Genomic DNA, 1,382 nt, shown 5'->3' on the forward strand with positions numbered 1-1,382 from the left:
TGAAGCTTCTATGTCCCGTCAACCCCCACTTTCGCCGCGGCGGCGTTGTTGAGATGGCGGTAGAGGTGTCGGGCGAGGTAGCGCTTGAGGCAGCGGCGGATCTCGCGGTCTGTCTTGCCTTCGGTCCGCCGTCGGTCAACGTAGGCGCGGGTTTGCGGGTGATGCACCATGCGGACCATCGCGATGACGTTCAGAGCTCGGTTGAGACGCCTGTCGCCGCCGCGATTGAGGCGGTGGCGAGTGGTGTTGCCCGATGAGGCCGGGATGGGGCTCACTCCGGCGAGGGCGGCGAACGCGGCCTCGTCACGGACCCGTCCCGGGTGGGACCAGGCGACCAGGACAGTGGCGGCGGTGATGGGGCCGATTCCTGTTTCCTCGGGGAGGCCGGCCGCGGGGCTGGCGTCGACGAGTTCGGCTATCCGGTTCATGTTGTCCATGATTTCCGTGTCAAGGGCGAGGATCCTCTTGGCGAGACGGACAGCCTCGGTGCGGGCTGTCGTGGCGGCGAGGTCCTCCTCACGGGGGCGCCAGCGGGCGATTTCACCGATCTGCCTGGTACCGAGGGGACGACGGGCGTCTATGCCGAGGTCGGCGATGCGCACGAGGGCAGTCAAGGCGTTCACGGCCCTGGTCCGCTCGCTGGTGAGCTCGTCCCGGGAGGTGAGGAGGATCTGTGCTGCCGCCCGCACCCCCTCGTCCATCCGCGGAGTGCGCAGTTGGTCTTCGGGGAGCGGAAGCACGGCAGCGGCTATCCGCCGGGCGTCGATCGGGTCGGATTTGCCGATGCCGCGGCGGCCGGCGCGGCCCATTCTGGCGGCTTCAGCCACCTGGTAGCCGGCGCGTGTCGTCTGGCGGGCGATCTGGGCTCCGTAACTGCCTGCACCCTCGATCACCCACAGAGCACCGAGATCCCCTCCGGTGCGACGTCCGGCCCAGCTGATGGCTCGGGCCCTGCCGGCGTGGGTGTTGGGGAATGCCTGCGTGCCCAGGTGCTCACCGTTGGCGGCGAGCACGGCGTAGGTATGCGTTTTGGCGTGGGTGTCGACGCCGATGACGAACGAACGTGTGTGGGCGACAATGGTGTTCACGCGATCGGGATTCCTCTCCGTGAGACGGTAATCGCGGTCGCTGCGGACCGGTGCCGTGCCCGGGAGAGGTCACTTCGAGGCAGAACTGTGACGGGCCACGGCCCTGGCGGGTCGGGCAGGCTTCTTATCAGGCCACCGAGGTGGGCCGGGTCGGCGCCGGCCGCCCGCCGCAGACGGACAGTTCATAGGCAAGGCACCCTCGGGGGCCACTTTTGTCACGAGTCACGACTACGACGAGGCGACCGACGTCAACCCTGCCAGCCGGTCCCGGACCAGCCAGATGAAGACTCACAG

At 68.3% G+C, this 1,382-nt stretch carries 1 protein-coding gene; it reads right to left on the reverse strand.

Annotation, left to right across the window (positions count from 1 at the left end; genetic code table 11):
• Positions 1–8 precede the first annotated feature (8 nt).
• Positions 9–1,088: an IS110 family RNA-guided transposase gene (locus tag ACYF6T_RS44470; RefSeq protein WP_461703692.1), complete on the reverse strand. Its 1,080-nt coding sequence runs from the start codon at positions 1,086–1,088 to the stop codon at positions 9–11.
• Positions 1,089–1,382: the final 294 nt, after the last annotated feature.

Source organism: Streptomyces sp. 7R007 (assembly GCF_054850255.1).